Raw genomic sequence first — 25,435 nt, forward strand, 5'->3', positions numbered from 1 at the left:
CTTGGACTTGTTCAAACAGACCGTACACACTTTCGTCCAGTGCGGCCTTTTGGCGTGCCAGCGCTTGGGATGCCGTGTCAGTCAGTGCATTGAGTTCGTCTTGCAGTGAGGCGCGTTGTTGCGCGGCGGCCTCCTCAGCTGCTTTTTGCGCTTTGAGGGCTTGGATCTGATCAAAGATACCAACATTCAATTGATCGAGCGAGAAACGTTGCAATTGCAAACGCTGCTCATTCGTCATCATTAAATCATTTAATTCATTTTGCAGACTCTTACGCTCTGCGTCTATTGCGTTTTGAATTTCTGCAATTTTTTTATCTGCATCAATCTTCTCTTTGACTGCCGTAATAGAATCTGCCAAACCACGATTAACCTCGTACAGACCATTTTTATACAGCTCGTAAAGCTGCGTACTCGTCATGGTCAATTGGTTATATTCGTCTTGTAGTGACTTACGTTCGCTCTCGATATCTTGAGCGCGTTTTAAAGCTGCTGAATTATCCTCAATCGCGCCGGTGGCTTGATTTGCATAGTCAGCCACAGCTTTGAATTGTGGCGCGATCGCGATCAACTCTGCGTACATCTTGGCGCCAGATTCGCTGGATCGATCGAGCGATTGCACCAAATTTTTAAACTCTGGGATCGTGTCGATGGACGACTGGCCTAGGCGCGCCATTGTGGCTGATACGGAGTCTGCTACCGGCTTGATTTTTTCCGCATCGCTGAAGAAATTTTCGACAAAATATTGTGTGCCACTAGACAGCTTTTCAATACCACCAGCGAGCTCTGCTAAGCGTGCTGCGGCATTCGCACCATCCAATGTTTTGGCAAACGTTGAAAAACCCGCTGCTGTCATTACATCATTAACGCCTGCAAGCCCTGTTGCAAGACGAACCAAAGTAGCTGAGGCCGATTCGCCTTCCTTGCTAAATGTTGCAAGCCCTGGTGCGAGGCGGTTAGCGATGCCATCAAACACAGTGCCTAATGCTGCTTGCATTGCGGCTTTTGTTTCATCAGCAGTTTTTCCAACTGCGAAGCTAATCGTGTCGCTAGTTGATGTCACCGCCTCAGCACTTAGCCCTAAGACCTCAGCAAATCCTTTCGCCGCTGTTTGTATCGCTGTATAACCAGAGTTTAAGGAATCCAACATCGCACGGTCGCTGGACTGGCTTGCGGTATCAGTATATGAACGTCCGTTTGAAGCAATAGCGGCACTGGTAGCTAAGTTGTAATTCCAGACGCCTGAAGTATCAGAATTAAACCAGCCGCCATCCTTGGTCCAGTTGACGTTACGAGAAATATTGTTTGTGCCCAACGTACCGGTGACGTTTTGATCACCGATCACCCGGTCTTTGCCTGCTCCCAATTTTGCGACTACGGCAGCAGCAGCTAGATAAGGCGCGACCGTTGCCAATGCCGATCCAATTGATCCCAAGCTAGTCAAGATAGGCGCTGTCTCTGCCACCATGCCATTCATGACAGTGCCCATTTGTGACAGCCCTAAGGATTGCCCAATTGATCCTGTTGCAAAACTTGAGTACGCAGTCGACAACCCGCCTGTAAAAAGACTACTCAAACTGCCGAGGCTGGACGCGGCGCCCGCCACACCATTTGAGGCCGTGGCGGCTGATCCCATACCTAGCAATGATGCTCCGGTACTCATGGTGGCTTGAATCAAAATCTTAATGGCGTTAGTTTTAAAGAGGTTTTGAACACTGTTCCACAGCGACTTACCAAAACCTTTACCCGCTTCAAAACCGCGATAGAGTGAATCAGTCAATCCGTTGTAAATTTCACCGTAAAACTTAGTCCACTCTTGCTGCTCAGCCTTCAAAGATGCATTTGCCTTGTCAACCAATGCCTGCGAATTGACTTGGTCGATGAGCATATTTCTCTCGCCTTCAGCCATATTCGTTGCGCGTATTTCACGGATCTGTTTTTCTAATGCTAGCTCGATCTTTTTTTGCTCAATCAAAGTCGTGCGTTCGACATTGGAGCGTCCGATCAGGCTAAATTCCAATTCCGAAAGTGAATTAGCATCGTCCATCGCTTGCGCGTGGTCATCAAGGGACTTTTTGAAATTCTTATAGGCTTGGTCTTGCGCTTCAATGCCACTTACGATTTCCTTAGTCACATCACGAGTGCGACCAATTTGATCTTGCGCAAATTGTTTAAAGTCTGACGCGATGTCTTTTTGAATTTCTTTTTCCGCTTTCATTGCGGCACGATTTGCGGCACTGGTTAAGAGGATGGATTGACGTTCCTCATCACTCATTTTCTTATCGGCGAATTTCGCACGAATGAGTTTTTCCATCTCTGGCGTGAGCGCGCCCACTTCTTTGCGAGCTGCTTCAAGCGCTGCGGCCATCTGCTGTGCTTTTGTGCCGTTTTCGCCTAGCCACTTGTTCAACTTGTCATTGATCGTGATTGAATTGGCTTTTTCACCCTTAACTTTTTCTTCATTTATTTTTTGGGTTACTTCTTGAATGCGACGCAGTATCCGCGTACGCTCAATCATTTCACCATCACGGCTCAGTTCAGCTTTTGCATACTCACCACTTTTTGTGTTCAGATCGGATAGCGCTTGCGATAATTTATTAAGTTCTATCACCCCAGCTGCACCAGCACCCTTCGCCTGATCTAGCGTTAATCCTTTTTCCCGCAAAGAGATTAAGGTTTCATGTTTTTTGATTTGCTCATCTAGTCGCTGGACGATCGCATCCGATGACTCTAAGGTGGATGTTTTTGCCTGCTCATTAGTATCCTTGGCTACATTTCCCCAGGCCATCCACGCGGCCACACCGATACCCAAGATGGTTGTAATCAAACCAATTGGACCACCAATGAACCCAAGTGCCCTAGATAGCAAACCAGTACCCGCAGCAGCAGCGGTTGACGCCGCTCCAAGACCGTTTTGTGCTGCGGTTTGAGCTACCGTAGCCGCCGTAGCTTGCGCGGTCACTGCTGCTTGCTGGCGACCCAATACGGCTAATTCTGTCGTGATAGCTGCCCTTGCCTGCATGGCGACGGCAAGACTTACCTCACCTTGCCGAACGGCTGCCAGCGCTGCGCTTAATGCGCCTGCTGATGTCGCCGCTTGAATCTGTGCCTGGGCGGCCGTGATTGATGCGTTAGCGACCGCCAATTTAGCGACGGCATCTTCGCGAGCGCTTAGAATCGCGACCCGCGTCTCTGCGAGCTGTGCTACTTTGGCTGTAGTTTCTGCGACGCTTGCTTCAGCAGCTGCAATTGTCGCCGCTGTCTCCCTTCCTTTGGCTGCAGCCAACTCGGTACTGGCGACAATACTAGCTTTGGTATTGACGACCATATCGATGATCTTTTCGCTGATCTTGACTGCGGTGAAACCAGTTGCGGCGGCTGTGACGTAATTGAGGTTATTGGCTAGCGTGTTGATCGTCGTTGAAAGAATTTTAGCTGTGCCGTTATGCTCAGCTTGTACACCAACCATTTCTAAGACGCTGGTCTTTAAATTGGTCATTGCGCCAGAGATGGTCTGAACGTGTTTTGCTTCCTCGCGCAACTCTCCAAGCGCTTTTGGCAAGACCTCTGCCATTACTTGGCTAGTAATCTTACCTTCACTAGCCATCGTCTTGAGCGCACCAACGGGCACGCCTAAGCCATCTGCCAATGCCTTCATTAGGCGCGGCGAGGCTTCATTGACTGCGTTAAACTCTTCACCACGCAATGCACCAGCGGCAAACGCTTGACTCAACTGCAGTGTCGCTGACGCCGACTCCGCTTGAGTGGCTCCACTGACCCTTAGTGATAGCGTCACCGCTTCTGTAATTTCACCGACTTTTTGCTGAGCTACCCCCAACTCTCGCGTGCCATTGGCAATACGGGCGTAAAGTACCCCAGTACTTGCAAGATCTGATTGGGATGCTTTGGCTATTCGCGAGACATCAGCACGCGCTACAGCGTATTGTGTTTCGCTGCTGGTGGCCAATTTGAGTTGTGCGGTGTATTTGGTATATTCATCCGACAAGCGCGCAATCTCGTTAATACCGAGGCCGACACCTAAGACTGACAATGATTGTTTAGCGCGATCAGCGATAGCGCTTAACGAGCCGATTTTTCCTTCGACGCGCGATAGCTCACCCACCACTTGGGCACTACCATCTACTGACAATCGTATCTTTGCGTCTGCCATTTAGTTATCTTGCTCTCGCTGATCGTTGATCACTGCAATTTCCATTGCGTGGATTTCATTTGATAGTGCTTTGCGTCGCTTTTTCGGGATACCTTCCCAGTCCATGACGACGCTTACCGCTGGATAAGAAAGACCTGTGTAGCGCCCGTTAAAGTCTCTTTTCCACTGCGTTTGGACTTTTAACCAAAAATTAAAAGTCTCTAAACAGTCAGGCCAGAGCGCAAATGTCTCTTCAATGTCTGACTGATTTTCTAAATAGAGACCCAAGGCCGCCAGTGCTTCATCGATTTTTCTCTCAGGCTCTGGCTCATCCGGTGACGGTATGCGCAGCTGGCCTGAAGCGTGAAGCTTGGCGACCTCTGCTAGTTTTTTGTCTTAGCGCCGACTTCTTTTAAGTAACTGACCCACGCCACGTTTTGAATGCCAGGCAAGCTGAGCATCACTTCGAAGTTGTCTTGGCTAAAATCAACCGGTTCATTGTTGTCGTCCACTACGAGTGTTTGGTTTTCCCAGTTTTTTGTGACGCGCTTCATGACGTCAGAGGTCAACGCATTGTCATCTTTCATGATCGCGCTGATCTCTTCTTGGGGGAGGCGATCACAGATCAAGTTGAAGTTGAAGGACTTACCTTTTCCCTTGTTATTGACGTCGAATTTGACAGGGACTTTTACGGTATCTTCGATTACTAGTTTTGCCATTTGAATGCTCCAGCGCCATCGCGGCGTTAAGATTGTTAAAAATGGTGACGGCTGACCGTCACCGAAAATCAGTTTGAAAGAAAATTACTTGAAGACGATGCGCAGTTCGTCATTGCCAGACACTGGCGTTGCGCGCAGATCAAAACTAATCATGCGATTGCCGTTAAGTTCTGATTTTTTGTAGTTGATCAACTGCACCGCTGGCATAAACAGAATCACCGTGTTACCGGCTTCTGTACCGATAGTGAAACCGATACCTTGTGTGGTATTGGCTCTTACAGAGGCAGCCAAAGCGATCTCTTGAGCTGCGGTCAGTTTGAGCATCAATTTGCCAGTCACATCACGGTCTGTAATGTCGACAAATTCTTCATTTAACAATGCATTGAATGCGACCGCATTGCCTAATGAAAGCTCTAAGCCTGTCGACGAATACTCAGTACCGCCAGATAGTGCACCGGCTGCGTAGGTACAGCCCAGGGTAATATCGACCACATTCGTCATGGTCAAGGCTACTGGTTTCTTGAATGCGGTATAGACTGGAGTAATACCCGCCTCGGTCATTCCACCATCTTGAGCAATGAAATCAAACTTCATCGTAGCGCGCTCACCCACTTTTGCGCTAAGGCTCATCGTGCCCATTGAGCCCAATAATTTGTGGAGCACGCCATCATCAGCGTAATCCATCGTCGCTGTTTTGAGACCCGTTGATACTGGCGTATATTCAACACGTGCTGGCGAGGCCAAAACGGCTTCAGCCATAGCACAGGATTGCAGTAGAACACCAAAAGCGGGAGCAGTTCCTGCTGCACCGGAACCTGCCAATTCAACAGTAAATCCTGCTTTAACGTTAGCGGTACCGACTAACTGTTCACTACCACCGAAGTAGCCGCGAATTAGATTTCGATCGATATTTTTTGCATCTAATGGATCGACGCTTAGGTCAGATAGAAGCATGGCGTTATCCGCCCCCGTTGGGGAAGCGTCGGTGCCAGCTGTTGTTTCGATTTTGGCGGTCAACGCCGAATTGCGGATTTTGCGATTTGCCATTTGTATGCTCCAGCGCCGTCACGGCGTTAAGATTGTTAAAGGTTGCCCAGCGCTTCACAGCGTTAAGGCGTAAAACTTAGTCGACTACGGTGTTTTGTACTTGTTGCGGTGCTGCTATTTGTTCTGTAATTACTTTCGGGGCAGTTAGATCGACCCATTGTTGAAGCGGTATATCCCAAGTCCAAGATCCACCGCCCGGTGGCATACCTACGGGCTCGGCTGGGTTGCGCTCCGGATCGCTAATTCTGTTTGTTTTTGCCATGGTTACTCCAAATTAAAACTTGCTGTTGAATGCTCTACGACATAGGTCAAACGCACACCACCGGCTCTTGTTTCCTGTGCATCGAACCCAGGCTCAATTAACGGTTCACCGATATCATCGACTAAGCCATTTAACGTACGATTATTTCCAAGCCGCTCATAGACTGCTAGAAGCAACGGATCAATGGCTACATCACCAGTTTGTGTATCGCTACGCGCATAGCATTCAACAACGATGCGAGACATCCAATCAATCGGCGCACCGGCTATCGTGCTTTTTTCTGGCTTACTGCCTTCCCAAGTCACATTGATTGCCGTCGACTCATCCTCGCTGATCACCGATGTTCTGGAACGACTAATACTTGCGGAAACAGCGACAGGGGCCGATAACACAGATACAAAGGCATCGATAATTTGTGAAAAAGCCGTTGTCATGCCAATTCCAATACCAACTGCGTCAGACCCGATCCATCTGGGTGCGCTTCTGCAATTTTGTACGAAGTATCATTAATCGTGATCTGCTTTCCACGTGGTGACGTAGGCACTTGGCTTGACGCCACTTTCAAAGTCGGATGCACACCCGACATACCAACACCAGTAAGTGACTCGATATATTCTCTTTTAAAAATCCCCGGAATCGTCACACCATTGCAAAGTCCACTCGCATTTGCTAAATGCTTGAGGACGCTGCTATTGACACGTGATTCCAGGGCGGAGAAAATCATATCGTTTTAGATCAATGGATTAAGCTGCTACTGCGGTGCAAGCACCGAGTTTGATCTTGATTGTTGCCGATGGATTTGCAGCGTCTTCGACCGCAATACCTACGCACTGCTGCGACGTAGTCGTTTTGTTGACGCATTTGTTTGTTGCGTCCCAAAACACACGGTCACCAGTTGTGATTGCTAAAGCGCTTGTCTTGGCAATGGTGACCACCCCTTCGGTGATAAATTCACCAGTCACACCAGATGCGACATCGTTTGTCGCAACACCAAATAAGCTAACACCAAATAAGTAGCCAACGCCACTAGCAACCGCAGCCGCTGGGGCAAGAGCCAGCACATTGCCTTTTTGTACAAATGTTTTCATCGTAGTTCCTTCAAAATGATTGGATGTTTTGGGTGGCAATCACCACCCAAATTCCGATTAATTAAGCGCCGTTTGCTTTTAACAAGCCGCGGTAGTCAATCGCTTTTGTGGCGAAATCTAAACGGCACTTGTATGAGATACCGTCGATATCAAAACCAATATCGCTTTCGATGACTGGGCCTTCGGCACCATCTAAGTAGCAGTATTCGACTGTGTCGATTTGCGAACTATTGGCAGCCAAGTACCATGCAGTCGCGCTCACAGCATCGAGGATTGGCTCAACAATCGGCTCCAAAGCTGTACGACCACCGGCACGGAACTCGCTGACGTTACCTTGGGTTGCTGGCACGTAGTTTGCCGATGTGAGTTGGTATGCCGTTTGCTCTAAAGCCGCTGGCACGATCAAAAAGCTCGGTGTTAGATTCAATTCTTCTTGCTGCGCACCTTTTTGCAAGCGCATTGCTGTGCGGGCTGTTGTTAATGCGCTCAATTGCAATGCAGAACCAGCACCAGTGCTTAAATTAGCGTGGTTAGTATGGAATAGCGCGACACTATCGGACAAAGCTGCATTGGCTGTCAGCTGTGCGTAGACAGTGCGGTTTTCCAAGCGGCGTGAGCTATTACCGAAAGATTCGATCAAGCGGTCAAAACTGCGCAAATCATCATTGATGATGGCTTGACGTGACAGGCCAACGATGCGACCATAGGTCAACACTTGGTAAGTCTCAGCACCATCGCTCATGCTGCCGTATTTGAATTCACCATGTTCATTAGTCTTGAGCAAATCAGGTGCACCGGACAATTGCACGACGGAGATGTTTTTGAAATCTGGCGCATTTGGCGCTTTGCGTGCCCACAATTTATAAGTACCCACGTTTTCATCATATGCTGCACGTAGGCGCTTATTGGCAACATTGGCAAACAAGCTGCTGAAATCGCTGGTGCCGTGCATGCCTGCGGAACGGAATTGCAACATTTCGGTCGCGAGACGCAAACGATCCATGCCGCGTACGTTCATGCCGCGTGCTTGCAAATATTCACGACCAATTTCCAAGATGCTCATGCCACGATATTGACGACCATTGTCTGTCAATGCCGCACGTGGATCGACACGGTGCAATACCGCTTCTTCTATGCCACGCAAGCGTGTTTCGTGTTCGTCGGTCACAGTCTGCACTTGCACATTACGGTGACCACCTTGGGCGGCGTCGCGGCGTGCGATATCTTCCAAAATCGCTGCACGTGCTTGGTCAAGCGTATTGCCAGCGCGAATCAACTGTGCTGCCAATTGGGGTGTATTGTGGCGCGTGCACAATTCGGTGATCTCTGCACTGCGCTGCGTCGCTTCTGCCACTGCTGAATTTGCTTGCGCTGTTGCTGCCGCGTTGCTAGCAGCTGCTAGATCGGCGATACGCTGCGCCTCGATTTGTTCTGGTGTCATAGTATTTTCCTCATTTAATGTTTGGGCGGATGCCCGTGAAAACTCGCACGGCATGCCGCTTGAGGGTTGTTCGCGGGTGCTTGCATTTGCATCTGCGGGAACGGTTACAAAACTGATTTCGTGCGGCTGCCAGGCAACAGCGCGATAGAGCGGCATATTGACGCCATCGGTACGGTCAATTGCTCGGGTGATTTCATATCTTTGGACTGAATAGCCGAAGCTAATGGAACGAATAATTCCTGACTTAATATCTTCGACAATGCCTGCAACATCAGCACGTCCACTGAGACGCAGTGTTGCGAGTCCTTGGCCATCAACGATGCTAGCCTTCGTCGCGATACCTAAGATCGCAGACACACCACCGTAAACGCGATGCCCATCCAATACTTGCACTGTGCCAGCATCGAAACGGGACATATCTACCGCCTCTGATGTAACGACCAATTCTTCCTCATAGTTCGTCTCGTTATACCAGTCGTAACGTCTGACTCTCGTGCCAGTAGTCCAGACGACATCAACAGTGTTGTCATCGGCATTAAATGTGGAGGGGATCAATTCCGCAGCGCGGATCTGATCTGGCATGATATGTACCGCAACATTGGTATCTTTGTTTTTGGTTTGCTTTGTCATGATCACATTCTGCAAAAAAAAGTGTCTCATTTCTCGGAAAACTGAGACGATTTTTACGGGGTTGATTTTTTGTCGTTTGTGCTGGTATTTGCCGTTGGCAAATTACCCTTCTGCATAAACAACATCGTTTGTAAGATGCCTAATTCTTCTAAGGTATCGAAATCAGATTTGATCTCTGCGAACACTTCAGCGGGGTTATATCCACGCTGGCGCAGTTTTTCACTCAGGCTAGAAAGCCCAGCGCCAATCTCTGCTAAATCGGCTTTGACATCTTGCTCAGGGTTGACGTAATCCCACTTTGGCGGGCTGTAGTTGACAGTCGAGTCTCTACCTTTAATCGCACCGCTTAAGTGAATTGCTTCGACCATGGCGTTATGAATTGGGTCTAACAGCTTAGGGATAATCACTAGCCATTGCATTTGCTGGATAGCCCGACGCAAATCCAGCAGGCGAACACGGGCACTACTGAAATTGACTTCGTTCATATCACCAGTGAGCATTTCATAAGTGACGCCCATACCAGTAGCGATGATGTGTAATTGGTGTTTGACGTAGTCAACGTAGCCAGGTGCAGCCTTTGGCTCAACTAGTGTGAGATTGGTACCAGGAGGAACTTGCGTAATAGCCCCGCTAGATAACTCACCCAATTCACCTGTTTGGCGTGCATGATCAACGCCGTTGTAGGTATCGCCTAGACCTGCGGGGTTCGCCATCGAGGCAACATCACCGCTGGCAATGACACCGAGTCTGGTTTCTAGATTTTTACGCGCCAATTCGGCGTCTTCGTACAACTGCAGATCGCGAACCCGAGCAATTACTGGTGCAAGGCGGGAAAACCCGCGACCTTGACCTGGGCGAGTCGGTGAAAATAGGTGAATAATGTTTTTCGCGTCAATACGTGAACTTGCATTGCGGCTGCCGATGATATGGTTCATATCTCCGGGGTGTTGGTCCCATAGCCAATACGCGACGATGACGCCAAGCACGTTGTATTCAATGCCGTTGACGATTTGATTGCCTTTGTGCTGCATCGTCTTACTACTATCGAGCCAATCAATTTCCAGTAACTGCAATTGCAATGGAATAGGCAACCCGTCACTGGCATAACGTGGACGTAAGCGAATGAGAACTTCGCCATCTTGTTCCATCGCGCGATAGGCCGCTGCTTGGATACCGTAGTAATCTAAGCGGCCATCTGCATCACAGACTTTTGTCCATGCTGTGAATAATTTGTTGATTGTGTCTGCATCACGCCCAGTAGCGCGTGGTGTAATGCCGGTACCGATTGTTGCGGATACGAGTGCATCTAAACCCGCACTCACATACGGGACGTTTTGAACAAGTGACCGCGCCTTGGCGCGTATTTGTGTCGCATCTGCTGCATGATCAGCATTCGCACTGGCACCAGCACGGCGTGGACGCCAAGAGTCACGAGGGCTTGCAGCTTCATAAGCGCGCTGTAAGTTTTGGCGTGCGAAATGGCGCTTAATTCCTGCTTGCGGATCAATCCAACCGATGAGGCGATCGATGACATTCGCCATTAGCCACCTCTTGATGTCGTGAAGTTGTATTTGAACGACCCCACACGCCGATTAGACGAGGAATTTGCGATGACATTGGCGACATGCTTGCGAGCCGCTAGCAATTCGCTGGTAGAGCGATATTTGACGCGGCGACCGTCGATCTCTACTTCGAGTTCTGAGGTCGCTATTGCGGAGTCAAGGTTGTCGAGATCAGTTTGGGAAAGAGCCATGCAGTCATACTAAGCATTTCACTGTCTCATTTCTCGGAAAAGTGAGACGATTTTTTTGGACTCTAAAATTTATCTAATTTTCTTTATTTATAAACTATTTTTTATGGGGTAAACCCTAGTTATTCATTTACCTGATGTCTTGATTAATCGGTAGACTGTGGCGCGACTAATTCCTAGTCGACGGCCTATTTCGGTAGCGTTGCGCCCGTTAAATAGGCTCATGACCTCTTGCACCTGCTGCTGTCTTTTTGTCTGTGAGCGTTGGGGAATATAGGTTTCCATCCCTGAAAATTCTTTTCTGGTGGCGTCTTTGAGCTTGGCGACCTTGCCTGATATTTCAGGGAACTCGGTTTCGATGTAATCAAAAATCAAATCGACAAGATCGGGGTGTTCGCCGTTGTTATCTACCATGATCTCCCCGCACTTCTGCCCATTGATTTTGGAACTGACTTGCTGTTCATCGGTTTTCGCCATTCATCTCTCTCGGTGTTTTGATCAATTTCCAATGTATCTTCAGTGGATTTCGTTTCTTGGAACAGGTCGCGCGTTTTTGGATCGATGACATCGCGCACCATTTGCCATTGATTTGCTGTTTTTTTATTGAGCCCGAGGTAGTAAGCCGCCGCGAGGTTGTAGACCATCAAATCACCAGCTTCATTGCGATCTGATTTTTTCTTGTCCCAAATACTGACCTTACGTCCGCGCTTGTAGACATTGATGCGGTATTCGGCTGTCAGTTGTTCGTAGTACTCCGGTGGAAGATCCGAGGAAAAGTGGGTTGCACCGGGGCCAGTCGAGTTTTTGTAACGAGCAGCCATGTAGTCTTTTGCCGTATCGGTACCGATCAACCAGAGTTTTGCACCACGAATTTCAGTTTTACCTAACCAGTTCACATCGACCAAGGTAGGTTTGCCGCTGATGATCGGCTTATTTGGTGATGACGCGCCCTTAATCGAAAAAATGTGGCGATGTTGACGCAAGCGGGTGAAGTTATAAACGTCTTGTGTATTGGCACCACCTGAATCGATGAACGCAGCAGAGATACCGATCATGTTGCCAGAGGCGTGACGGTATCTTGTCTTGAGAAATTCATCGGCACGATCCCATGTTGCTTGGTCTGATGGTGAGCCAAAGATGACTTGGTAATCGATTACCCAGTTTTCCATTTCTTCACCCCAGGCGACCGCTTTCATTTCTAGTCGATCTGGTTGCGTATCAAAGGCTGCTGTAACGATGAGGCCACCAGCTGGAATACTTCCCAGCTTGTATGGCTCTGCCCTTGCTTGCAATTCTGACGCTTGCGTTTGTTCTTTTGCCCGTTCCCAACAACGTGCGAGACGTGTGTTGTAAAACGCGATCATTTTTTCTTCGCTGCCTTCGTTAAGTTTTTCTTTGGCTTTTTGGTACTCACGATAAAGCGCAATCCATGGCATCCAGCCGTAAGGCAGGAACATAGCGTTGATAGTAAAACTCTCCGTCTCGCCGTCATTCTCTTGCGGATCGGTCCAAAGACCTGCGGAAAACATGCGGTTTTTGTCGGACTCTGTCATAAAGACGCCACACTCAATACACGGATAAAGAGCGTTTTGCCCATCTTCGGAAACTTGCAAGCGTTCAAACTCTAGTGGCTGAGCATGCCCACAGTGGACGCATTCAGCCAAGGCGACACGCTTAGTGCCTTTGTTGAATAGTGCTTCGATAATCGATTCGCCGACGATAGTAGGTGAACTCGGGTAGTACGATTTTCTATTTCGTTCAAACGTGGTTTGACGAGCCTCTGCCAGCGCCACTGGGTCCCCTTCACCATTGACGTTCGTCACCGCGCGATCAACTTCATCAAACAGAACCCTACGTGCTGGCACCTCTGCCAAGTTGGCAGCTGCACCAGCGGTAACGATGAACAGCGAGCCGCCAATGAAATCTTTGGTATCAAGTGTATTGACTGAATCGCGGGATCTCGGGGCCGATACACGCTCGGTCAACTCCGGTACCGCCGCGATAGTCTTGGCAATACGTGAGCTGGTGCGCTTTGCCAGCTTACCCGTTGGCAAAATCCATAAAAAGTTTGCCGGTGATTGGTGGACACTGCAGGCAAACCAGTTAAGACCGACTTGAGTTTTCAACATCTGCGATGCACCCATCAAAGCGACACGCTTGCACGGGTGATTATCGGATAGCGCCAGCATGACTTCACGCGCATGCGGCGTGCGACTGGTGCGATATTTGCCGTACTCGTTGGCGCCTGAATCTTTTGGGATGATCATGTACTCATCTGACCATTCATGCACAGTCATGTTTGGATCTGGCTGCAATCCTCTGGCAAATGCAGCATCAACGATGATGAATGCTGGCGTCATTCGAAAGTTTCCTCTTCAACGACATCGAGCTTTGCCTTTAGACGTGCCGCCATACTTTCCAACAATGCCCGGTGCTCGCGCTCGATCACTGTTTCACATTCATCAGTTGTGGTCAGTGATGCCACGTCAGCAGCAAGACGCTTTGCGCAGTTTGTTAGCCCATCGCGCAGCGCCCGAGCGACTTCAAAGAAAGCTGCATCGACGTCAGACTTCACCAGATACTTGCCGCGCATCTCAGCTTCTTTCATTTCTGCGATGCTGGCCTCTGCCGACTCCCTACGCGCGCGCGCAGCCATATATTCGCTATTTTCACCCACACCTGACCCGACCAATGGCCCGCAGCTGTCTCCTTTTTTTCCACCAGCTCTTGGCCTCGTGCCCTCACTGTATAAATGTGTGGCGTACTTAGAATCGACTTTGCCATCTGTGACTGGAATTTCACAACGCTTTACCGCCTCATAGCCCTGCTGGCGACTGATACCAATTGATTCAGCCCATTTTGCGATTGTTGTTAAGTTCGACATTGTCAGGATATTTCTCTATGGTTTTCTAATTGTTGTCAGGTAAGTTGTCAGGAAATAGTTTTGCCATCCACTAGCGTTTTGTCAGGGTTCGAATCACCCTTGGTTTGGCTTGCTCTGGAAGTACCTTGATAGGGGGTGGCATGGTCAGAACAGGCTCGATTGTCGTCTCGGGATCGCGGTCTGCAGGGTTTCGCGCAGCGCCTGATCGAATATCGACGGCATGCGTTGGCTTGCGACACGCTCAGCTACCTCGAAAAACTTGAATCGTGGTTCGTAGCTTACTTCGCGTGTGTAGATGAATATTGGCTTGATCGCACTACCCTTCGCAAATTGCTTCTTGAGGTAGATGCCTGGTACTAGCTTGCCGACCTTGCTAACGATTGCAAAGTACGTCACACCTTGTCGCGCTACTGTGCGCTTTGATGCTGCGCTATTTGATCGTTTTGAATCGTAACCACCACCACGCTGCACTTGGAGCTGAGAAAGTATCTGTACGATCTGACTACGCTTGACGTTGCCGTATTGATCCAACTGTGCACCAGCAGCTGGCTGAGCATAGTAACCACGAGGCATCTTGCCTTGCGATTGCAGCGCCTTTTCCATGGATTTCAAGGAACGTGATCCGCCGAAAATTTGCGGTTTGAGATACCGATCGGCTGGTGTACCCTTACTCGTTGCATCCTTCAACCAGACCATGGCTTCGAGGTTCTGCTTAGTCGCTGGCTTCACAAACAAACTATTCAACGTGTATGGCGTTGGACGATCAAAGACACGCGACATCTCAGCCTTCAATTCATCACGAACGACTTTAGCAGTCCTAGTCAAAGCAACAGCAGCAGCAAACTGGGCTTGCGGTCCTATATCTCGGATCGTTGCTTGAACGTCTTTTAAATTAGTGGATAATTGCATTCTCATATCAGTGCAACCTCAAAACTTCTTTTGCCGCTTTCAATGTGTACATCGGCACATTGCGATCACCACGCGCAACACGATCAACTGCATCCTTTGCCCATCGCAAGTGATCGATCTTAGACTCAGGCGTTTTAGCAACAACCGCGATCTGCTTCTCAATTTCAGCCCTACCTTTTGCACAAATCTCAGTCGACTTCATATCCACTCCAATAGCAACACGAACTTCAGGTATAGGTTGCCATTCCCCCAGACTGAATTGATCTGCCAATACACGAGCCCAACGATTCTTCAAAATCGAATAGGATAGCTCACGAAATTGCTTTGGCCCTAACTGACGCCACGCCCAGAACACTGCAGGATGAGACCACTGATTAGGCTTACCACACTCACGCGCCGTGCCTTGCTCCAGTGCTTCATAGAACGCTATTTCAGCATCCAATGATGGTCGACATAATGACTTGAACGTGGGAAGCGTTGGTGGATAGTCTATGTCGCGCTGTAATTCCATACCGCGACGAATCTCTCGTGGCGTGAAGCCAAGCAATCCTTTACACCACATCGTAATCAGCGATTCTGGCTCAGTATCCAACCACAGGTTGATGTACCGCGATCCATGCGTCAAATGCATTTCGTCGTGCAACTTCACCACCAATTCACGCAGACGATCAGGTATTAACGCCTCAGTTAAGGTCGATGATTCGACCACTTCCCATTCGGCCATTTCCATTTTGATTGCTACCAGATGCTGATCCATTTGCTTGCCCTTTCATCTTGCTTACCCACTCTTCACGCTTACTCGCCTTGCTGCTACTAGCCGATTTACTTCGTTGCCCACTCCAATCCCGCTCATTGCGACACCAGTTGCGCCATGTTGCCAACCAATCTGACCTTGCTTCACCCTTACTTCGCCAATGATCAGCAAATCGTTCTGCTAGCAACTTGATACGTTCTTTCTGCCAATCCGGAAACTCATTCAAGGTCCAGTCTTCCCAATCAAGCGGCAAGATCCACTCTTCTGGAAATGTTGTCTTTTTTACTTTCGTTCGCTGTTTTTTTGGATATACCTGATTAAGTGATGATTCAAATGATGATTCATTGATGTTTCTGGGTGCGAAATCTGCGGGGGTGGGGTGCGAATTCTGCGGGGGTGGGGGTGCAGAATCTGCGGGGGTGGGGTGCGAATTCTGCGGGGGTGCAGAATCTGCGGGGGTGCGAAAATTGCAGGGGTTAATACGATAAAGTGTGCTGCGACCATTACGAAATTCACGCGCCAAAATACCAGCCTCTTCCATATCTGAAATATGTGATTGCACTGTCCGCTCGCCCATACTGCATCGCTCAGCGATATTTGAAATTGATGGATAGCACTCACCTTGATCGTTCGCGTTATCGCACAAAGCCAATAACACCATCTTTCGCCCTGTCGGCAATCCTGACTTCCATGCCAATGCCGATAACCCAATGCTCATGCAGACCTCACAATGTCGAGACCATCACTAGTCAGTTGATACATCCCCCTCACCTTCTCCACCAAACCATGCCTAAACAGCGTCACGCACGTATTATGCAAGCGACGATCACTAAGATCATCACCATCAAGACAAGACAAAAGGGAAGATGCGTAAGCGCGATAACCGCGACACTTACTCAGATAAACAAGAATCCGAAAACGAGCGCTTTCGGGATCGATATAGATAATGAGTGGCTTGCTGCCACTCTTGTTGGAAGCCTCGCTTACCTCTGAAAAAGAAGCAATCGTCTGACCAATCATCGCTTACCACTCACCACACGCAAAGCCTGACCAACCCGACTACGCACAGCAATAGCACGCCTCACCAACTTCTGAAAGCGCGTCATCGTATGAATAGCCTCACCCACTTCTTGGTGCGCGTTCAATAGATTTTTTTCGTCCATACCAGAGCTCAACTGCACAACTGCTTGCAGTGCCTCATGCGTCTCTTTCATCATTCCAGGCAAATGACGATTCACTTCCAACTCTTCCTCTATCGACGAATCAGATGCCGACGCCACCACGCCCACGCAACAAAACATCTCGCTAATACAAGCAACCCGCAGATCAAGAGGCAAGGCCGCCAATACACTGTTCATGAAATTAGCAGGCAACAAATTGCGATCAGTCGTCACATCATCCAACCAGCGATAGATGCGGGCGCTATTGACCTTCATTCGCTCATACGCATCTTTGATATGTGGATCAAAGCGGATGCCGGTTGCCATATCAAATCCAAGTGCTTCATGCGCCTCAACGATATAAGCAGCCGCGGTTTCACGGCTGTACTCATTTTGTTTTCGCCATTTCTCGACATAGTTTTTCAAAATCGAAATACTCGTATGTGGACTGTTCTGCATGACTCTTCCTTTATCACAACATATTCTTACAACAAGAAACAAAAAACGGAGATTCCAACCATGTACAATCAAAGTCCCACAACGTCGATTCTCACGAAAGGAATCTCCTATGACTCAACCGAAAAAAACCATCACGCTTGGCGAATTACGCCACGAGCTAAACAGACTACTCAGCTATCCAGACGACACAGAAATCATCTTTGGGCAAGGCGACTTAAGTTTTTACCGCTTCAAAACTTGGCTCTACAGAGCGGACGACAAAACACCAAAAACAATCGATCTAGAATTCAACGAGCTTTACAAAGTGACAGTCGATCCAGACGACAATGCATAAGCACGTTCCGCTTTCACCATCTCTGGCAAGACGCTTCGAATCGTTTTGCCAGCGGCATACGCATCCAACGCCAATCCAAGAGAACCCAATGGGCGAGACATATAGCTAGCGATCCAGCCTTGTGGACCTACTGGAACAAATCCAGGTGCGTACTCGCGCAAAGACCACCCCTTATGCTCAAAGCAAACAACCAAGGTGCAGCCATCACGCGGGTAATCATCGCCTTGGTAAATACGCATATCAGTTGGTTTTTGATGTTTACTGACCGACTGATCACTAACAAAACTACCCTCCGGACAAATCTGCACAGTGGCTTGGCGACTCAATTCAAAACAGCGCAACAAAGTCGCCTCAATGGCATTGGCTTTCGCTGCGAGCGCGTCAATTTCGGAATGATCCATCTTCAAAGTCACGATGTTTTGAGCCATGTTATTCAACCCTTCTATTCAAATTTAATATGGACTACCACCGCCTACTACTTGCCGCAGAAGTCCGACGGCTTGCTTTTCAAATGTTTCATGCTGCTGGGCTCGAGTTTCCAAAAAATGCGGATGAATACCCAAAATATGTTCGTGAAGCACTTGAAGAAATTATTGCTACTGCTGACTGCGTTGATTTCATCTATTCAGAGTTGCATTTCATCAGCAAAAATCATGACCAAAAGAAGCCGAATTAACATTGCGAAGTACAAATTCGCTTATGTAGATCAACAATGTTCATATAAGTCGAACTCAAGCAACGCGTCTGTCCGTTCAAAATGCGGTGCACTGTAGGCTGCGACACGTTGATTTGTTTCGCGAGATCAATTTCACTAAGTTTTGACTTCGCTTTTATTGACTTTAAGAGTTCTGAAATGTTATCCATGACCACAGATTATACGCAATTGAATAATTCATGCAATACGCAAACGGATAATAATTTGCTTGGCTTTTATTCGCGCGCGTATAGTTCGCGAATGGATATCGCCTCACGCCTCGACCAAGCCATGCATAAAGCTGGATACAAAACGCAAAACGCACTTGCTGATGCGTCTGGTGTGCCACAACCAACGATTGCACGCATCTTGAAAGGAAACGGGAAGCGTGGTCCGGAGAGTGAAACAGTCAAGAAGCTTGCTGCAGCCTGTGGCGTCACATTTTCATGGCTCATGGAAGGCAAGGAAGAAGTCAGTTACACCGCACCAATCAACATCAACCCTGCTGCAACAAAACAACAGTTGTCCGATTACGACAAACTAAGTTTGTCCTACATCACATCGACAGAATCAGAGCTACTCACCTACTTCAGGCAGAGCACAAACGAATCGCGTGAGATCATTCTACGAACTGCCGAGAGAAGCCCAAAAGATCAAAAAAAACTCAAGAGCTCAATAAAATCAGTGTAGGATTAAATCTCAAATACGGGATTTTATTGCAAGAACGGAATTTTATTGAGATCGATGACGCGCTTTGATACAGTCAAGCGATATGACAATCGCAAAACGTATCAACATCGCCATGAAATTGGCGGGCATTCGCACCCAGGCAGATTTAACACGCGCCAGCGGGGTGCCAACGTCAACACTAGCCAGAATACTCTCTGGCGAATCACAACCAAATCCCGCCAACCTTGCCGCTATTGCAAACGCATGTGGACGGAGCATCGACTGGATCGTGAACGGTACAAACATTGAAGATATAAGCAAGCCAGAAGTCTCTTTGGTATATGTCACACTAGAAGAGATGAAGGTCCTCACCGAATATCGAGAATCAACCGATATGGGGAAGACCTTTATCAAAATTGCCGCAAAAAATGCAGAAAAACGGTCACTTATCAGTCCGAACACCGACCACGAGTTGTAAGTAAGGATGCTTAGCAGGGAATAGCTCAGCACAATCACGCGCCATACCCATAACCATCTTCCAACCATTTGCATCAATACGCTTACGAAGCTCACGGAGCTCCTGTATTTCTTCTTCTTCGGTTGATTTCATCTGAATCCTCTTTATTACTAAATAAATTGGTTAAGCTTTTACTTACATGTAATTTACACGTAAGCATCACGTAAATTTAGACGTAAAAAAACCCGCATCACGCGGGCTATTACTTCGGCTTCTCAGTTTTAACTTGTTTTTGGCGCGTTACATTTTTTAGCTATCGCCGCCTGCTGGATCGCATCATACTGACCTTTAAGCGTAGCGTATTCAGCTTCTTGCTGCTTTGTTCCACCTAACGCAAACAATGCCGGCCAAAACAAGAGAGCACCAACACCCGCTATCTTCTTGTCATTCGATGCGGCTTCGTCAAGACGACCACCAAGCTGCTCCACACGAGAACGAATGCGCTCCGTTTCCATTTGCAACTGACCGCAATCATAGCTTTGATATGCTAAAGGGGAATGGTAAGTGGAACCAATATCTTTGCTAGCGGTAGCGCAGCCAGAGAGAACAACCACCAATGACACAAAAAGTGCGATTTTACGCATAGAAATTCCTTATAGTTATGAATGTATTTTGAATCTGTTTTGATTCAAGTACTATAAAGCAACTTCTATGCCCCTCTCACTCCATAACCAACAAAAGACACATTTCTAGTTTGATTCGCCTTCCTTCTTAGGCAGTGACTTTGCGCCAATTCCATTGATTGCCAAAATGCGCGACCCATGGAATTTCCCATTTAATTTTCTACCTTCCATTGTTAATTTCAATGGCTCCCTGCTTATTAAGTGCTTTTGCAAGAAGTCGATCGCGCGCAAATCAAATGAGTCGTCAACATAGGTCGCAATTAGTTCTTCTTCGCCTACACGTGCACGAACTTTTGTCGAAGCGTCATCGGTCGTATCAATTGCTAAAATTCTCGCAGTGGCTGTAAATTTTGTTTGGTTTGATCGGCCCCGCTCAGTTGAAATAATTCCTTGGATTTCTTCAGATGTTAGTGTTAGTCCATTAATAGATACCTTTTCGGCGTTCGAAGTCTTTTTCAGCATTTCCGAATGCGTATTATTTGCATCCGTCCGAATGGTTTTTAATTGTGGGTATCTTATGATCGCCTTCTCAATTAGCTCTAAGGATTTTGAATTTGCATCAACAAGCATTTCAATCTGCACTTTATTCAATTCCGCAATTTTTAATTGCGCCTCAGAAGTTATTTCGAGTTTTTCCACGTCTTTTGCCCGCACATCAATTTTCTCGTTTGCCTCGAGATAATGCTGATACGAATAATGCCCTGTAAAGCACAATCCCGCGACTATTAGGGCAATTAAAACTTGACGTCCGCTCATTTTAACAATCGATGCCTGCATGATGTTTTGAAAGATATCTGACCAATCTGATTTTCCATCTGTCGATCCCTCGTGAATCGTTAGAATGTACTCAAATTGCGCGCGCTGTTCGGCAGTTAGTTTTCGAATATTTGAGTCATTATATATTGTAGTTGCAGCGGCCCGATATAACCCAGATTGCAGGTTGAGTAGGGCTTGCATCATGCTGGGCGTAACACTTGTATGGTAACGCCCTCCAACTACATTTAGTGAATATATCGGCCAGCCTTTGAATTCAACGTCTAGTGTATCGTTTTCTTCGCTCTGTAGTAGTAAATCAAGTAGTTCAACAGCTGTTCGCGTATCGGATATAACAATTGGATGATGCATTAAGTTTCCTCTTTGAAAAAAAATTAACCAGAAGGCGATGACTGCATTAAACGTGCCATATGACAAACATCATGAGCCAATTGCCTCCTCTTAGATAAAAGTGCAACCAAACTATAACCAAAAAAAACAACAAAATTATTCATTCGTGTATTGACTTGAATTATTCATTTGCGTATATTTGCACCATCAACCCGATGGAGACAATAAATGCTTTCGGAATACCTACAAATCAGACGGCACGCGATTGCGTCGATCTTAAGCAGCACAACACCAATCGATCCGAAAAGCGACCTTGCAGCACAACACCGCACCCGCACACACAATGCAATCGTCATTGCAGGCGCGATCACCGGCATTATCGGCAACATTGACAGCGACTTATCGCATGGATTTGCTGAGGCACTAGGAATTGGCTTTTCTCCGATGCATTCAACACCTCAAGCCAATGACCAAAATGCGTCTAATCTGCCTATGCATTTGCAATATCGCAAAGCAAAGTTAGAGAGCGCAAAAGCAGAATTAGCTATGCTTGAAGAGCGCCTTTCCAAAAATGCACCAATCGACGAAATCACCAATGCGACAAGAGAAACCCAACAGGCACGCGCTAACTGTCTATCTATACAGATAGCACAAATTAAAAGCCGTCAAACAAATCCACAGGTGTCAGCATGAAAGCACCAACAAAACCAATCTGTGCTAATTGCGCACATTTCCAAGGCAATCTCAAATATCCTCGCTGCCGTGCGATTAAGTTTCAAAACTTAGTGACTGGCGCAAAGAGCGATGCCGACTGCCATCCAGAGCGCACGAGCGGCACTAAATGCGGTCCTGAAGGCAAATTGTTTGTGAGGGCAGCAGCATGAATCAGCCAACCACATCACGCCACTGGCTGATCGCGAGCTGCGCGATAGCAATACTAATAGCCCTCGGATACATGGGCGAAGATTCGTACAACGACCAAGCCATAAGTGCGTCTATCGTTGACGAAATTAAAAATTCGGAACAACCCGCGATGCTAAATCACAAGCGTGAAATGGCAGCGACAGACGCACGCGCTCGCAAAATGACCGGCTACTACAACATCAAATTAGCAGAGGCGCGCCCGTGAGAAACCTACTATCAGCGCGGTTCACTATCGCCCTAGCGCTCTACCGCAAAGAGCGCAAATTCGGCAAACAAAAGTACCAAGCAATGCGATTGGCATTACAGGCATTTATCCCGAAGTAATCAAGCTAGATCAACTAGCAAAAACACGTAATCAGCCTTGGTGCCGGGCGTTATTCACCAGGTGTTTTTGTAGCAGCCAAAGTAAAAAAATCTCGCATGTTTCAAGCAACGAATTGAAAAACTGAGGCTGATTACGTGTTTTACCACCACTTCTAAGGAGAAGACTATGTTTGGAATTTTAGAATCACTCACTAAAGCAGCATGCGTCGTAGTAACAGCACCAGTGTCATTAGTTGCCGACGTTGTGACCATGGGCGGTGCCTTAAATGACCGCGATGAACCATACACCGCAACCGCATTGAAAGACTGCCTCAAGAATCTGCAGGATGCAGCAAAGCCTGACTAGCTGCGAAAACGCCATGAGTAGCAAGCAAATACAACCAGACCAAGCAGCTATCCAGATCGCCTACCAGCTATCTGGCAAGCCAGCCACACTGGAGAAAATGCTAGCCACCCCAGCGCAACGCGCAGCCCTCATGGCGCGAGCAAGAAAACACATGCGGGAACGCATGAAGTTTGATTTAAAAAAGTTACAAGCCAACGATCAGGATTAATGATGCAGCAAGAGCTAAAGCCAGGTGACAAAGTCACGTTTGAGTGCCAAATATTGGGGCATCCAAAAGGAACCATTACACGCCTCAAACGATGCCTAACCAATGGGCAAATGCACGCGGAAATAAAACTCTTGCCGCCCTATCCGGACGAATGTGTAGTACTAGAGCCAACCAACAAGCTGATCGCAATCTGATGAACGCCCTACTCTTATTTGTCAGCACTTTCATTCTGGTATTTGCACTTGGCTTGCAAAGCCTACTAGCAAATAACAAGCACTACGTGGGCGCATTTTTAAATAGCTTTGTGATTGGCATTGCCCAAATCGGCGCACTGCAAGTCATCAAAGCCCAAACGATGACGGATTACGCAGCGTATGTCGTTGGCGGCCCCATCGCCATCATTTGCAGCATGTTTGTCTTTAATCGTTTTATTCGAAGGAATTGATCATGGCACGTTTTGGATCAAGACAAAAACGCAGCGCACGCAAAGCTAAAGTCTGGCGACGCGAGTGCGATAGCAACGTCAGTAATGTGGGCGGTTTATTCCTACTGGATGCCAACTTCAAGCGCGATTCAGAAAAACCGCTAGACGACGAACAATTGCAGAAAATCGCAATATACGCACGAGTCGGGCTAGATCGCATCTTGCAAGCACCAGACGCCAATAGCGACGACTATGCGCAGATTGCGGTCGCTGTGAATACCGGCTTAGTCCTGACCGAAATGAACATCGGCGCAGAAAACAGCGAGCTATTCATCGCAGCACAAGAAGCCATCACCAAACTCTACGAACGCGGCACCCGCACTGGCATCTGGCGCTTTGACGGCACCAGCGCAGAGATCGTGAAAAACGCCACCCATATCTACGAAGCACAGTCAGAAAACGTCTATATCGATGAGATCCGCAAAGCTTATCAGACAGTGGTTGAGCGCGTGAAAGACGGAAATATCTACCAGATCGAAAGGATAACAACATGAAAATGGCAAAAGCATCCGAAAAGGATATTCAAGCAGCTGGACGCGTGATGCAAATTTTTGATCAAATTGATCGTGGGGACTACCCCGCAAATCGTGGCGATGATGACGCGCCAGATGAATTCAACCCAGACAATTTCAACCATCTTCGCCACTTTTATGACTTGATCAAATCGAGCCTAGACAATACCCCAAACTGGCATGGTCGCGTCATAGGTGGCATGTGCTACGTGATCCTTTGGGACAAAAACGAGATCGTCAATCCAGAGGCAGACGTGCTTGAGCTGCACCCGAAAATCGCCAAAGCATTGACAGATACAAAGCGCTACGACTACGTGGTGGAAAACATGGTTGTAATGTCAGAAACTGGAAGCCGCGCTTTTGTTGGACGCGAAGAGATTGAGCCATACATTGATTCCGCGCTAGCAGCACAGGCACCAACAAACGAAGCGGTGACAACATGAAACAGCGCCCTATCCTATTCAACGGCGCTATGGTGCGCGCAGTGTTGGACGGCAGTAAAACTCAGACACGCCGCCTATTCAAGGTGCACGGCTGGACGACGGAACAAATGTCTAAATATGAATTTGTCGATGTTTTGCAGGCTTCTGAGACTGGCGAACTAACACTCAGGCAGCCTGCCGCCGAAGCGTATGCAGGCTTCAAATTGTCGCCCGATGCTGAATACCCCGCATACTTTAAGTGTCCGTTCGGAACGATCGGTGACCAGTTGTGGGTGCGGGAAAACTTCCAGCCAATATTTGCCGATGATGTAGAGCGCCACGAAACGGACTTCGAAACGGGCAAAGGCTTTGCAGTCAAATACCCAGCAACAGATGAAATCATTGAATGGGTTGATGGCAACGACAAAATAACTTCTCGATGCACACCATCGATTCACATGCCCCGCTGGGCAAGCCGCATCACACTTGAAATCACCAATATTCGCGTGGAGCGTCTGCAGGATATCAGCGAGGAAGATGCGAAGGCTGAAGGCTGCGAGGTCTTGCCTGAATGCAAAGAGCCCACAGCAATCAATCTGTATCTCGCCCTATGGGAATCAATCAACGGTATCGGCAGCTGGGATTTAAATCCATGGGTATGGGTAATCGAATTTAAGCGGGTGACGGCATGAAGCAAAAAACGAAGATTGCGCTAAATGCATTTGGTTGTGGCTCATGCTACTCAACACTCATAACTTCAATTTTCCACGGCAATGTTGCAATCGGTTTGGTGGTGTTGGCGCTTTTGATTGTGCAAGTAACATTTTTGATTGAGACATACAGCAATGACTGACTTAGATAAAGAACTGTTGCAGCTTGCGGCAAAGGCGGCAGGACTAGAAATAAGCCGATGGAAAGTGATCGTCAGGGCAGCAGCAGAAATTGGAAAAGCAATGTAATGGAAAGCAAAGAAATCAGCGATGCACTTTATGAACTTATTCAAGCATCCGCTGAGATGCAAAGA

34 protein-coding genes are annotated in these 25,435 nt (G+C 47.9%); 12 read left to right on the top strand and 22 right to left on the bottom strand.

Annotated elements, in window-relative coordinates; all coding sequences use genetic code 11:
* The 18 genes from AC1RR2_RS01675 to AC1RR2_RS01760 form a co-directional block, all read right to left on the bottom strand.
* The coding region (locus AC1RR2_RS01675; protein WP_493220561.1) for a tape measure protein at positions 1 to 4,168 on the bottom strand (4,168 nt) is incomplete at its 3' end.
* Positions 4,169 to 4,435 carry a DUF1799 domain-containing protein gene (locus AC1RR2_RS01680; RefSeq protein WP_493220562.1) on the bottom strand — a complete coding sequence of 89 codons (267 nt, stop codon included), beginning with the start codon at positions 4,433 to 4,435 and terminating at the stop codon, positions 4,169 to 4,171. It abuts the gene before it with no gap.
* A 95-nt stretch (positions 4,436 to 4,530) separates the two neighbouring features.
* Entirely contained in the window at positions 4,531 to 4,866 is a 336-nt protein-coding gene (locus AC1RR2_RS01685; RefSeq protein ID WP_493220563.1) for a hypothetical protein, read from the bottom strand.
* An 84-nt stretch (positions 4,867 to 4,950) separates the two neighbouring features.
* Entirely contained in the window at positions 4,951 to 5,913 is a 963-nt protein-coding gene (locus AC1RR2_RS01690) for a phage tail tube protein (protein ID WP_493220564.1), read from the bottom strand.
* Between the two features lie 76 nt (positions 5,914 to 5,989).
* A complete protein-coding gene (locus AC1RR2_RS01695) occupies positions 5,990 to 6,175 on the bottom strand; it encodes a hypothetical protein (RefSeq protein ID WP_493220565.1) in 186 nt (61 codons plus the stop codon).
* 2 nt (positions 6,176 to 6,177) lie between these two features.
* Positions 6,178 to 6,609 (bottom strand): hypothetical protein, encoded by a 432-nt coding sequence (locus AC1RR2_RS01700; RefSeq protein ID WP_493220566.1) that lies wholly within the window; start codon positions 6,607 to 6,609, stop codon positions 6,178 to 6,180.
* Positions 6,606 to 6,899, bottom strand: coding sequence for a head-tail joining protein (locus AC1RR2_RS01705; protein ID WP_493220567.1), 294 nt, complete (start codon positions 6,897 to 6,899; stop codon positions 6,606 to 6,608). Before AC1RR2_RS01705 ends, AC1RR2_RS01700 begins: the two co-directional genes overlap by 4 nt.
* A 19-nt stretch (positions 6,900 to 6,918) precedes the next feature.
* Positions 6,919 to 7,263: a DUF2190 family protein gene (locus AC1RR2_RS01710; RefSeq protein ID WP_493220568.1), complete on the bottom strand. Its 345-nt coding sequence runs from the start codon at positions 7,261 to 7,263 to the stop codon at positions 6,919 to 6,921.
* A gap of 61 nt (positions 7,264 to 7,324) precedes the next feature.
* Positions 7,325 to 9,334, bottom strand: a complete 2,010-nt coding sequence (locus AC1RR2_RS01715; protein WP_493220569.1) for a prohead protease/major capsid protein fusion protein — start codon at positions 9,332 to 9,334, stop codon at positions 7,325 to 7,327.
* 53 nt (positions 9,335 to 9,387) lie between these two features.
* Complete coding sequence (locus tag AC1RR2_RS01720; RefSeq protein WP_493220570.1) at positions 9,388 to 10,875, bottom strand: phage portal protein; 1,488 nt, start codon at positions 10,873 to 10,875, stop codon at positions 9,388 to 9,390.
* A complete protein-coding gene (locus AC1RR2_RS01725) occupies positions 10,875 to 11,087 on the bottom strand; it encodes a phage head-tail joining protein (RefSeq protein ID WP_493220571.1) in 213 nt (70 codons plus the stop codon). Before AC1RR2_RS01725 ends, AC1RR2_RS01720 begins: the two co-directional genes overlap by 1 nt.
* 123 nt (positions 11,088 to 11,210) lie before the next feature.
* Positions 11,211 to 11,498, bottom strand: a complete 288-nt coding sequence (locus AC1RR2_RS01730; RefSeq protein ID WP_493220572.1) for a Mor transcription activator family protein — start codon at positions 11,496 to 11,498, stop codon at positions 11,211 to 11,213.
* On the bottom strand, positions 11,492 to 13,444 hold the full coding sequence (locus AC1RR2_RS01735; protein WP_493220573.1) for a phage terminase large subunit family protein: 1,953 nt from the start codon (positions 13,442 to 13,444) through the stop codon (positions 11,492 to 11,494). Before AC1RR2_RS01735 ends, AC1RR2_RS01730 begins: the two co-directional genes overlap by 7 nt.
* Positions 13,441 to 13,968 (bottom strand): hypothetical protein, encoded by a 528-nt coding sequence (locus tag AC1RR2_RS01740; protein WP_493220574.1) that lies wholly within the window; start codon positions 13,966 to 13,968, stop codon positions 13,441 to 13,443. The genes AC1RR2_RS01735 and AC1RR2_RS01740 overlap by 4 nt, the downstream gene beginning before the upstream one ends.
* A 144-nt stretch (positions 13,969 to 14,112) precedes the next feature.
* Positions 14,113 to 14,883 (bottom strand): hypothetical protein, encoded by a 771-nt coding sequence (locus AC1RR2_RS01745; protein WP_493220575.1) that lies wholly within the window; start codon positions 14,881 to 14,883, stop codon positions 14,113 to 14,115.
* 1 nt (position 14,884) lies between these two features.
* Complete coding sequence (locus AC1RR2_RS01750) at positions 14,885 to 15,607, bottom strand: hypothetical protein (RefSeq protein WP_493220576.1); 723 nt, start codon at positions 15,605 to 15,607, stop codon at positions 14,885 to 14,887.
* Positions 15,561 to 16,349: a helix-turn-helix domain-containing protein gene (locus AC1RR2_RS01755; RefSeq protein WP_493220577.1), complete on the bottom strand. Its 789-nt coding sequence runs from the start codon at positions 16,347 to 16,349 to the stop codon at positions 15,561 to 15,563. Before AC1RR2_RS01755 ends, AC1RR2_RS01750 begins: the two co-directional genes overlap by 47 nt.
* Before the next feature lie 298 nt (positions 16,350 to 16,647).
* Positions 16,648 to 17,250: a toxin YdaT family protein gene (locus tag AC1RR2_RS01760; RefSeq protein WP_493220578.1), complete on the bottom strand. Its 603-nt coding sequence runs from the start codon at positions 17,248 to 17,250 to the stop codon at positions 16,648 to 16,650.
* 109 nt (positions 17,251 to 17,359) lie between these two features.
* Between AC1RR2_RS01760 and AC1RR2_RS01765 the strand changes: the two genes are divergently transcribed.
* On the top strand, positions 17,360 to 17,584 hold the full coding sequence (locus AC1RR2_RS01765) for a hypothetical protein (protein ID WP_493220579.1): 225 nt from the start codon (positions 17,360 to 17,362) through the stop codon (positions 17,582 to 17,584).
* On the opposite strand, the gene AC1RR2_RS01770 is transcribed toward AC1RR2_RS01765, so the two are convergent.
* Positions 17,548 to 18,012, bottom strand: coding sequence for a hypothetical protein (locus AC1RR2_RS01770; protein WP_493220580.1), 465 nt, complete (start codon positions 18,010 to 18,012; stop codon positions 17,548 to 17,550). The two genes, AC1RR2_RS01765 and AC1RR2_RS01770, sit on opposite strands and share 37 nt — an antisense overlap.
* A gap of 244 nt (positions 18,013 to 18,256) precedes the next feature.
* Positions 18,257 to 18,448, bottom strand: coding sequence for a helix-turn-helix domain-containing protein (locus AC1RR2_RS01775; RefSeq protein ID WP_493220581.1), 192 nt, complete (start codon positions 18,446 to 18,448; stop codon positions 18,257 to 18,259).
* Here AC1RR2_RS01775 and AC1RR2_RS01780 point away from each other — a divergent pair.
* Together AC1RR2_RS01780 and AC1RR2_RS01785 are read left to right on the top strand one after the other, a co-directional pair.
* On the top strand, positions 18,438 to 18,968 hold the full coding sequence (locus tag AC1RR2_RS01780) for a helix-turn-helix domain-containing protein (protein ID WP_493220582.1): 531 nt from the start codon (positions 18,438 to 18,440) through the stop codon (positions 18,966 to 18,968). The two genes, AC1RR2_RS01775 and AC1RR2_RS01780, sit on opposite strands and share 11 nt — an antisense overlap.
* Before the next feature lie 82 nt (positions 18,969 to 19,050).
* On the top strand, positions 19,051 to 19,425 hold the full coding sequence (locus tag AC1RR2_RS01785; protein WP_493220583.1) for a helix-turn-helix domain-containing protein: 375 nt from the start codon (positions 19,051 to 19,053) through the stop codon (positions 19,423 to 19,425).
* A gap of 260 nt (positions 19,426 to 19,685) precedes the next feature.
* Here the strand turns inward: AC1RR2_RS01785 and AC1RR2_RS01790 are convergent, their stop codons facing one another.
* Positions 19,686 to 20,048, bottom strand: coding sequence for a hypothetical protein (locus AC1RR2_RS01790; protein ID WP_493220584.1), 363 nt, complete (start codon positions 20,046 to 20,048; stop codon positions 19,686 to 19,688).
* A 105-nt stretch (positions 20,049 to 20,153) separates the two neighbouring features.
* Complete coding sequence (locus AC1RR2_RS01795; protein ID WP_493220585.1) at positions 20,154 to 21,212, bottom strand: hypothetical protein; 1,059 nt, start codon at positions 21,210 to 21,212, stop codon at positions 20,154 to 20,156.
* A gap of 207 nt (positions 21,213 to 21,419) precedes the next feature.
* Here AC1RR2_RS01795 and AC1RR2_RS01800 point away from each other — a divergent pair, with 207 nt between their 5' ends.
* From AC1RR2_RS01800 to AC1RR2_RS01840, 9 genes are all read left to right on the top strand, one after another.
* Entirely contained in the window at positions 21,420 to 21,884 is a 465-nt protein-coding gene (locus tag AC1RR2_RS01800; protein ID WP_493220586.1) for a hypothetical protein, read from the top strand.
* Between the two features lie 187 nt (positions 21,885 to 22,071).
* Entirely contained in the window at positions 22,072 to 22,320 is a 249-nt protein-coding gene (locus AC1RR2_RS01805; RefSeq protein WP_493220587.1) for a hypothetical protein, read from the top strand.
* Between the two features lie 285 nt (positions 22,321 to 22,605).
* Entirely contained in the window at positions 22,606 to 22,785 is a 180-nt protein-coding gene (locus AC1RR2_RS01810; RefSeq protein WP_493220588.1) for a hypothetical protein, read from the top strand.
* Between the two features lie 13 nt (positions 22,786 to 22,798).
* Positions 22,799 to 22,993 (top strand): hypothetical protein, encoded by a 195-nt coding sequence (locus tag AC1RR2_RS01815; RefSeq protein WP_493220589.1) that lies wholly within the window; start codon positions 22,799 to 22,801, stop codon positions 22,991 to 22,993.
* A gap of 91 nt (positions 22,994 to 23,084) precedes the next feature.
* A complete protein-coding gene (locus AC1RR2_RS01820) occupies positions 23,085 to 23,438 on the top strand; it encodes a hypothetical protein (RefSeq protein WP_493220590.1) in 354 nt (117 codons plus the stop codon).
* Positions 23,439 to 23,440: 2 nt separating this feature from the next.
* Positions 23,441 to 23,971: a hypothetical protein gene (locus AC1RR2_RS01825; RefSeq protein WP_493220591.1), complete on the top strand. Its 531-nt coding sequence runs from the start codon at positions 23,441 to 23,443 to the stop codon at positions 23,969 to 23,971.
* Positions 23,968 to 24,432, top strand: a complete 465-nt coding sequence (locus AC1RR2_RS01830; RefSeq protein ID WP_493220592.1) for a hypothetical protein — start codon at positions 23,968 to 23,970, stop codon at positions 24,430 to 24,432. Before AC1RR2_RS01825 ends, AC1RR2_RS01830 begins: the two co-directional genes overlap by 4 nt.
* A complete protein-coding gene (locus AC1RR2_RS01835; protein WP_493220593.1) occupies positions 24,429 to 25,103 on the top strand; it encodes a hypothetical protein in 675 nt (224 codons plus the stop codon). Before AC1RR2_RS01830 ends, AC1RR2_RS01835 begins: the two co-directional genes overlap by 4 nt.
* Positions 25,100 to 25,264, top strand: a complete 165-nt coding sequence (locus AC1RR2_RS01840; protein WP_493220594.1) for a hypothetical protein — start codon at positions 25,100 to 25,102, stop codon at positions 25,262 to 25,264. Before AC1RR2_RS01835 ends, AC1RR2_RS01840 begins: the two co-directional genes overlap by 4 nt.
* Positions 25,265 to 25,435 lie beyond the last annotated feature (171 nt).

It is taken from the genome of Undibacterium sp. GW821-FHT11H02 (assembly GCF_058808015.1).

Excerpts from the sequence above, each read along its gene's own strand:
- AC1RR2_RS01780 (WP_493220582.1), top strand. The coding sequence starts at position 18,438 with ATGTTATCCATGACCACAGATTATACGCAATTGAATAATTCATGCAAT.
- AC1RR2_RS01815 (WP_493220589.1), top strand. The coding sequence starts at position 22,799 with ATGAGTAGCAAGCAAATACAACCAGACCAAGCAGCTATCCAGATCGCC.
- AC1RR2_RS01840 (WP_493220594.1), top strand. The coding sequence starts at position 25,100 with ATGAAGCAAAAAACGAAGATTGCGCTAAATGCATTTGGTTGTGGCTCA.
- AC1RR2_RS01740 (WP_493220574.1), bottom strand. The coding sequence starts at position 13,968 with ATGTCGAACTTAACAACAATCGCAAAATGGGCTGAATCAATTGGTATC.
- AC1RR2_RS01690 (WP_493220564.1), bottom strand. The coding sequence starts at position 5,913 with ATGGCAAATCGCAAAATCCGCAATTCGGCGTTGACCGCCAAAATCGAA.
- AC1RR2_RS01720 (WP_493220570.1), bottom strand. The coding sequence starts at position 10,875 with ATGGCGAATGTCATCGATCGCCTCATCGGTTGGATTGATCCGCAAGCA.
- AC1RR2_RS01715 (WP_493220569.1), bottom strand. The coding sequence starts at position 9,334 with ATGACAAAGCAAACCAAAAACAAAGATACCAATGTTGCGGTACATATC.
- AC1RR2_RS01835 (WP_493220593.1), top strand. The coding sequence starts at position 24,429 with ATGAAACAGCGCCCTATCCTATTCAACGGCGCTATGGTGCGCGCAGTG.
- AC1RR2_RS01765 (WP_493220579.1), top strand. The coding sequence starts at position 17,360 with ATGACTCAACCGAAAAAAACCATCACGCTTGGCGAATTACGCCACGAG.
- AC1RR2_RS01805 (WP_493220587.1), top strand. The coding sequence starts at position 22,072 with ATGAATCAGCCAACCACATCACGCCACTGGCTGATCGCGAGCTGCGCG.
- AC1RR2_RS01760 (WP_493220578.1), bottom strand. The coding sequence starts at position 17,250 with ATGCAGAACAGTCCACATACGAGTATTTCGATTTTGAAAAACTATGTC.
- AC1RR2_RS01810 (WP_493220588.1), top strand. The coding sequence starts at position 22,606 with ATGTTTGGAATTTTAGAATCACTCACTAAAGCAGCATGCGTCGTAGTA.
- AC1RR2_RS01750 (WP_493220576.1), bottom strand. The coding sequence starts at position 15,607 with ATGGAAATGGCCGAATGGGAAGTGGTCGAATCATCGACCTTAACTGAG.
- AC1RR2_RS01755 (WP_493220577.1), bottom strand. The coding sequence starts at position 16,349 with ATGAGCATTGGGTTATCGGCATTGGCATGGAAGTCAGGATTGCCGACA.
- AC1RR2_RS01730 (WP_493220572.1), bottom strand. The coding sequence starts at position 11,498 with ATGGTAGATAACAACGGCGAACACCCCGATCTTGTCGATTTGATTTTT.
- AC1RR2_RS01775 (WP_493220581.1), bottom strand. The coding sequence starts at position 18,448 with ATGGATAACATTTCAGAACTCTTAAAGTCAATAAAAGCGAAGTCAAAA.
- AC1RR2_RS01825 (WP_493220591.1), top strand. The coding sequence starts at position 23,441 with ATGGCACGTTTTGGATCAAGACAAAAACGCAGCGCACGCAAAGCTAAA.
- AC1RR2_RS01800 (WP_493220586.1), top strand. The coding sequence starts at position 21,420 with ATGCTTTCGGAATACCTACAAATCAGACGGCACGCGATTGCGTCGATC.
- AC1RR2_RS01795 (WP_493220585.1), bottom strand. The coding sequence starts at position 21,212 with ATGCATCATCCAATTGTTATATCCGATACGCGAACAGCTGTTGAACTA.
- AC1RR2_RS01830 (WP_493220592.1), top strand. The coding sequence starts at position 23,968 with ATGAAAATGGCAAAAGCATCCGAAAAGGATATTCAAGCAGCTGGACGC.
- AC1RR2_RS01785 (WP_493220583.1), top strand. The coding sequence starts at position 19,051 with ATGACAATCGCAAAACGTATCAACATCGCCATGAAATTGGCGGGCATT.
- AC1RR2_RS01770 (WP_493220580.1), bottom strand. The coding sequence starts at position 18,012 with ATGGCTCAAAACATCGTGACTTTGAAGATGGATCATTCCGAAATTGAC.
- AC1RR2_RS01710 (WP_493220568.1), bottom strand. The coding sequence starts at position 7,263 with ATGAAAACATTTGTACAAAAAGGCAATGTGCTGGCTCTTGCCCCAGCG.
- AC1RR2_RS01685 (WP_493220563.1), bottom strand. The coding sequence starts at position 4,866 with ATGGCAAAACTAGTAATCGAAGATACCGTAAAAGTCCCTGTCAAATTC.
- AC1RR2_RS01820 (WP_493220590.1), top strand. The coding sequence starts at position 23,085 with ATGCCTAACCAATGGGCAAATGCACGCGGAAATAAAACTCTTGCCGCC.
- AC1RR2_RS01705 (WP_493220567.1), bottom strand. The coding sequence starts at position 6,899 with ATGATTTTCTCCGCCCTGGAATCACGTGTCAATAGCAGCGTCCTCAAG.
- AC1RR2_RS01745 (WP_493220575.1), bottom strand. The coding sequence starts at position 14,883 with ATGAGAATGCAATTATCCACTAATTTAAAAGACGTTCAAGCAACGATC.
- AC1RR2_RS01735 (WP_493220573.1), bottom strand. The coding sequence starts at position 13,444 with ATGACGCCAGCATTCATCATCGTTGATGCTGCATTTGCCAGAGGATTG.
- AC1RR2_RS01725 (WP_493220571.1), bottom strand. The coding sequence starts at position 11,087 with ATGGCTCTTTCCCAAACTGATCTCGACAACCTTGACTCCGCAATAGCG.
- AC1RR2_RS01700 (WP_493220566.1), bottom strand. The coding sequence starts at position 6,609 with ATGACAACGGCTTTTTCACAAATTATCGATGCCTTTGTATCTGTGTTA.
- AC1RR2_RS01790 (WP_493220584.1), bottom strand. The coding sequence starts at position 20,048 with ATGCGTAAAATCGCACTTTTTGTGTCATTGGTGGTTGTTCTCTCTGGC.
- AC1RR2_RS01695 (WP_493220565.1), bottom strand. The coding sequence starts at position 6,175 with ATGGCAAAAACAAACAGAATTAGCGATCCGGAGCGCAACCCAGCCGAG.